This is a genomic window from Aeromonas popoffii (assembly GCF_000820025.1).
In the GTDB taxonomy this organism is placed as follows: Bacteria; Pseudomonadota; Gammaproteobacteria; order Enterobacterales; family Aeromonadaceae; genus Aeromonas; species Aeromonas popoffii.
In genome coordinates, this window is sequence record NZ_CDBI01000013.1 from 22094 (window position 1) to 28314 (window position 6221).

The 6221-nt window shown below is 60.3% G+C and carries 4 protein-coding genes and 1 tRNA gene; 1 reads left to right on the forward strand and 4 read right to left on the reverse strand.

What is annotated here, in order from left to right; all coding sequences use genetic code 11:
- Positions 1–3: 3 nt before the first annotated feature.
- The 4 genes from BN1129_RS02295 to BN1129_RS02310 all read right to left on the reverse strand — a co-directional run bounded on the left by BN1129_RS02295 (position 4) and on the right by BN1129_RS02310 (position 4260).
- Positions 4–465, reverse strand: coding sequence for a tripartite tricarboxylate transporter TctB family protein (locus BN1129_RS02295; protein WP_042034227.1), 462 nt, complete (start codon positions 463–465; stop codon positions 4–6).
- A gap of 46 nt (positions 466–511) precedes the next feature.
- Complete coding sequence (locus BN1129_RS02300; protein ID WP_042034228.1) at positions 512–1477, reverse strand: tripartite tricarboxylate transporter substrate binding protein; 966 nt, start codon at positions 1475–1477, stop codon at positions 512–514.
- Positions 1478–1724: 247 nt separating this feature from the next.
- A complete protein-coding gene (locus BN1129_RS02305) occupies positions 1725–3410 on the reverse strand; it encodes an aspartate:alanine antiporter (protein WP_042034229.1) in 1686 nt (561 codons plus the stop codon).
- Between the two features lie 774 nt (positions 3411–4184).
- Positions 4185–4260 (reverse strand) — tRNA-Asn (locus BN1129_RS02310).
- Positions 4261–4393: 133 nt separating this feature from the next.
- Here BN1129_RS02310 and uvrB point away from each other — a divergent pair.
- A partial coding sequence (gene uvrB, locus BN1129_RS02315; protein WP_042034231.1) for an excinuclease ABC subunit UvrB occupies positions 4394–6221 on the forward strand: 1828 nt, incomplete at its 3' end.

Genomic DNA, 6221 nt, shown 5'->3' on the forward strand with positions numbered 1-6221 from the left:
TCCTTATCCCAGCAGTTGCGTGAATAGCCGACCCGGCTCGAGGTAAACGTTGAGCCCTTTGGTCAGCAGTGCCCAGAAGATGAGGGTGAAGGGCAGGCTTACCTTGCAGGCGAAGGCGAGGCTCTGCTCGCCCATCAAGCGGATCCCGCCGATGAGGAACAAGGTGGTGGCGATGACAAAGCCGAGCCAGCCGAGGGCCATCCCATAGACCAGCATCAGCAGCAGCAGGGCAAATACCAGCCGCCAGTTGCCCGTTTCGCGCTGCAGCCGCTCCCCGCCCGGAAAGCAGATCAGCAGCAGGGAGAGCAGGGCGCCGACGCCAGCCAGGGCATAGGGCAGGGTGCTGGCGGTAAAGGGTTCATATTCGTCCCCGGGGTAGCCGGGGATCAGGGTGGCGTGATAGCCGTACGCGAGGGAGAGCAGCAAAAACAGCAGCCCCCCGAATCGCTCCTTGGTCAGGTGCATGACGATGACTCCGATGGGCGGGACTGGCCCGCCACAGGTTGAGGGATCACTTGATGAAGCCGAGCTCGCGCATCAGGCCGCCAATCTGCTGCTCCTGCTGGTTGAGGAAGGCGATGAACTCGGGACCGGACTGGTAGAGATTGGTCCAGCTGTTGCGGGCCCGGACCGTTTCCCACTCTGGCTTGTCGTACATCTGCTTGAGCAGGGCGGCGAATTCGGCGGATTTTTCGACGCTGACGGCGGGGGAGGCAAAATAGCCGCGCCAGTTGGCAAAGACAGTCGGGTTACCCTGCTCGCTGAAGGTGGGGATCTCGCTGGCATCCGGCATGCGCTCGGGTGCCGTGACACCGAGGATCCGCATCTGGCCGGATTTGACCGCCTCCATCGCCTCGCCAAAGCCGGTGGAGAGCACCTGGGTTTCCCCTGACAGCACCGCTGCCATGGCGCTGCCGCCAGCGTCATAGGCCACGTAACGCAGCTTGCTGGCATCCGCCCCGGCATTCTTGAAGGTCATGGCCGCCACCAGGTGATCCAGGCTGCCACGGGCGGAGCCGCCGGCTATCTTCACCTTGGCGGGGTTGGCCTCATAGGCTGCCAGCAGCTGGGGCCAGTTCTGGTAGGGGGAGTCCAGCGGCACGGCCAGCGCCTGATAATCGGCAATGATGGCGGCGACCGGGGTGAGATCCCTAAAGGATTGAGGTAGCTCCTTGGAGAGGGATTTGACGATGATGGGGGTGGAGTTGACCATCAGCGTCTTGTTGGACTGGGCCGAGGTCTCGATCAGGTGGGCGATGGCCTTGGCGCCGCCACCGGCCGAGATGTTCTGATAGGAGGCGGTGGTGATGAGGCCGGACTTGGTTAGCGCCTCGCCCGTGCCCCGGGCCGTATTGTCCCAGCCACCGCCGGCGCCACCCGGGATCAGGAAATGAATCTCATCTATCTTGGCTTGCACGCCGAGGCTGGCGCCAAGCAGGCAGCAGAGCAGGGTACGCTTGAGGGTTCCTTGCAACATGGTGTACTCCTTATGATTGTTGCAAAGAGGTTAATTAATCGTATCTGGTTGGAGAACAATCTGACCGTAATGGCTATTAAGGCTGTTGTGGTCATTGTGTTCATTCTGGTCATGGCGGTATGAGAGGCTTCGTCTGGTTAGGCCGGGTGAGAAGCGGCGCTGTGGGTCGACGTTGCGTGCGGGTGATGGGGGGGAAATGAAGAAGGGAGCCAATATGGTCCCCTTCTTGTTGTGGTGCGATCCGGTGCTAGAACCAGAAGCCGATGATGAAGGAGCCCGCCAGGGTCAGCATGACGTTGGCCACCGCATAGGTGCCGGCGTAGCCGAGAGCAGGGATGGAGCTGTTGGCCGCCTCGTTGACCACATCCATCGCCGGGGCACAGGTGCGGGCGCCCGTGATGGCCCCCAGCAGCAGGGCCGGGTTCATCTTCAGCACCCAAATCCCGAACAGGTAGCCCACCAGCACTGGCAGCGTGGTCACCAGCATGCCTGAGAAGAGCACCACCATACCCACCTCACTGAGGTGATCGAGGATGCCGCCACCGGCTTTCAGACCCGTACTCACCATAAAGACGGCGAGTCCCAGATCCTTGGCCAGTCGCAGGGCGCCCGGCGGCACATAGCCGACCGTGGGGTGGTTGGCTCTCAGGTAGCCCATCAGGATCCCCGCCAGCAGCAGGCCGACGGCGTTGCCCAGACCAAACTCGAGCTGACCGAACACCAGCGAGACGGAACCGATCAGCAGACCCAGCACAAAGAAGGTGGTGAAGGCCACCAGATCCGTGGTCTGGCTGTGGATGCTGATGAAGCCTATCTTGTTGGCCAGCAGCTTGACCCGCTGCTTCTCGCCACTGATCTGCAGCACGTCGCCCTTTTGCAACATGATGTTGCGATCGAACGGCATCTCGATCTGGGAGCGCACCACCCGGTTGAGGAAGCAGCCCTTCTCGGTGAGGTTGAGCTCCACCAGATGGCGGCCCACCACAGCATCGTTTTTCACCACTATCTCTTCGGTGACTATTTGCAGGTCAAGCAGGTTGCGGTCGAACACCTCCTTGCCGTTGCGATAGTTGACGTCAAGCTTCTCGTGGCTCTCGGGATAACCGACCAGGGCGATCTCGTCCCCCTCCTGGATGACGGCGTCACCATCCGGGCTTGCCAGTATGCCGTTGCGACGGATCCGCTCCACATAGCAACCTGTGTGGGGATAGATGCCGGTTTCACGCAGGGTGCGTCCCCCGATCCAGGCTGCCAGTTCGGGGCCGACCCGGTAGGCGCGGATGATGGGCAGATAGGTCTTGCGGCTCTCGCTGTCGGAGAGCCCCCGCTCGCGGGCTATCTTCTGGGCCTCGGTGTTGAGGTCCAGCCGTGCCAGGGAGGGGAGGTAGCGCACCACCAGCATCAGCCCCACCAGGCCCACCAGATAGGTCAGGGCATAGCCGATCCCCATGTTGTCGAGCACGGGTTGCATGTCGGTGCCGTGGGGCAGATTGAGCAGGCCGCTGCGCAGGGCATCCTGTGCCCCCACCAGGGCCGGGGTTGAGGTGAGTGAACCCGCCAATATACCTGCCGCCATGCCTGGCCCCAGGTTGAAGAACTTGGCCAGTCCCACCGTCAACAGCAATGCCGTCAGCAGGATCACCAGGGTGAGGGTGATGTAGTGGATGCCATCGCGCAGGAAGACGCTGAAGAAGTGCGGTCCCGCCTCTATGCCCACGCAGAAGATGAACAGCATGAAGCCGACGTTCTCCGTGGTGGCGGTGAACTCGAAGCCCATCTGGCCGAACAGCAGGGCGGTAAACAGCACGCCTATGGTGTTGCCAATCTGGAAATTACCGACTCTGACTTTGCCTAGTAGCAGGCCGAAGGCCAGTACCACGAACAGCAGCAGGGAGTCGCTTTGATGTAGCAGTGTCACGAAATCTATGGTCATGCCCGGAAAAACCGAGGAAAAAAGTGGGGCCGATATTGTGCCGGATCCCTCACCAATAAAGAAGTGTCAAAGGGGGATTAATCGGCAGTAAAGCGTCCCGCTGCTGCCATGGTCGAGGGAAACCTCGGGGCTGGCAGGAAAATAACCTCTATTTTCGTCTGTTTGCCCCGCTGTCAATGAGTGATTCCTGCTATCTGCGCTCCCGGCCCGTACAACCCGCTGGAAAATTTATTACCTGCTGTTTGGCGGCCAGGTTTCGCATTTTTTCAGCATATCTGACTGGGGGCCATGGACCGAAATGGAAACCAGTATTGGGGGGCGGGAGGGGGGATGACCCATGGTGCACGGGATGGCGAAAAGATATCTGGAAAAAGTATCTGATCAGTGGCCTTTTGACCCATTTGAAGTGGCGCTCAAAAACAGCAGAAAGTGGGGATCGCAACGGAAATGGGCCGTCGCCGGCGGCGATGGCCTGCGAAGCTAGGCCGTGACTGGCTTTGGCTGACTTACCCACAGAATCTGTGGATAACCCTGTTCATGAAACTTGGTGATCAGCCTGCAGGCCGCGCCAATACTGGGGTGCAAGGGCTGTTCAAAAAATACCTGAAAAAAAATGTTTCTATAAAAATCAAATAGTTATGTATGGCAGAACAAAACGCTGTCGAGCCAGGAGAGGAAACAAATAGAGGTTGTCACCGCAGGGCGCGGCTTGTGCATTAAAATTGGCAGAGGAAAGTACTAAAGTGGATAACTTGCACCGAGATGGTGAGGAATTGGCTCCCCCGACTGGACTTGAACCAGTGACATACGGATTAACAGTCCGCCGTTCTACCGACTGAACTACGGGGGAACATCAGGCAAGGAGGGGCACTATACAGAGCTCGCTTTTCGAGGTCAATAGCCGCTTTGGCAAGAGAGTGGATACCCAGGTTACCCCAACTCGGAGTACACTTCTGCCTTGCTGTTTTTTGTCGGGAGTCGTCATGAGCAAGTTATTCCAGTTGGCCAGCCAGTTTGAACCTGCGGGAGATCAGCCAGAGGCGATCGCCCGCCTGCTCGATGGCATCGAGTCGGGCCTCGCCCACCAGACCCTGCTCGGGGTGACCGGCTCGGGCAAGACCTTCACCATGGCCAACGTGATCGCGACCCTCAACCGCCCCACCATGATACTGGCCCCCAACAAGACGCTGGCGGCCCAGCTCTATGGCGAGATGAAAGAGTTTTTCCCCGAGAATTCGGTGGAGTATTTCGTCTCCTACTACGACTACTACCAGCCCGAGGCCTATGTGCCGACCACGGACACCTTCATCGAGAAGGATGCCTCCATCAACGATCACATAGAACAGATGCGGTTGTCGGCCACCAAGGCCCTGCTGGAGCGGCGGGACGTGATCATCGTTGCGTCTGTGTCGGCCATCTATGGTCTGGGGGATCCTCAGGCCTACCTCAGCATGATGCTGCACCTCAAAGTCGGGGACGTGATCAATCAGCGGGACATACTGCGCCGTCTTGCCGAGCTGCAATACACCCGTAACGACATGGCGTTTCAGCGTGGCACCTTCCGGGTGCGTGGCGAGGTGATAGACATCTACCCCGCCGAATCGGACAAGCTGGCGCTGCGGGTGGAGCTGTTTGACGAAGAGGTGGAGCGGCTCTCCCAGTTTGATCCCCTGACCGGCGCCATCGAGCAAACGGTCGTGCGCTACACCATCTACCCCAAGACCCACTACGCCACCCCGCGCGAGACCATTTTGGGTGCCATCGAGCACATCAAAGTGGAGTTGAAGAGCCGTCGGGAGCAGCTGTTGTCGCTCAACAAGCTGGTGGAGGAGCAGCGCATCAGCCAGCGCACCCAGTTCGACATGGAGATGATGCAGGAGCTGGGCTACTGCTCCGGCATCGAGAACTACAGCCGTTACCTCTCTGGCCGCGCGCCGGGGGAGCCGCCGCCCACCCTGTTTGACTACCTGCCGGGGGATGGCTTGCTCATCATCGACGAGTCCCACGTCACGGTGCCGCAGATCGGCGCCATGTTTAAAGGGGACAGATCCCGCAAGGAGACGCTTGTGGAGTACGGCTTCCGGCTGCCCTCGGCGCTCGACAACCGGCCGCTGAAGTTCGATGAGTTCGAATCGCTGATGCCGCAGACCGTGTTTGTGTCGGCTACCCCGGGCCCCTACGAGCTGGACAAGTCCGGTGGCGACGTGGTGCAGCAGGTGGTGCGTCCCACCGGCTTGCTCGATCCCGAGATCGAGGTGCGCCCTGTCACCACCCAGGTGGACGATCTGCTCTCCGAGATCCGGCTGCGTGTCGCGGTCGAGGAGCGGGTGCTGGTGACCACGCTCACCAAGCGGATGTCGGAGGACTTGACCGAGTATCTGGCGGATCACGATGTGCGGGTGCGCTACTTGCACTCCGACATCGATACGGTCGAGCGGGTGGAGATCATCCGCGATCTGCGCCTCGGCAAGTTCGACGTGCTGGTGGGCATCAACCTGTTGCGCGAAGGGCTCGACATGCCGGAGGTCTCCCTGGTGGCCATTCTGGATGCGGACAAGGAGGGCTTCCTGCGCTCCACCCGATCGCTGATCCAGACCATAGGCCGCGCTGCCCGCAACCTCAACGGCAAGGTCATTCTCTATGGGGATACCATCACCAACTCCATGAGGGTGGCCATCGAGGAGACAGAGCGCCGCCGCACCCTGCAGCACGCCCACAACCTTGAACACGGCATCACCCCCAAGGGGCTCAACAAGTCGGTGGGGGACGTGATGGACATGGGGGGCAGCCGCAGCGCGGGCAAAGCGGGGA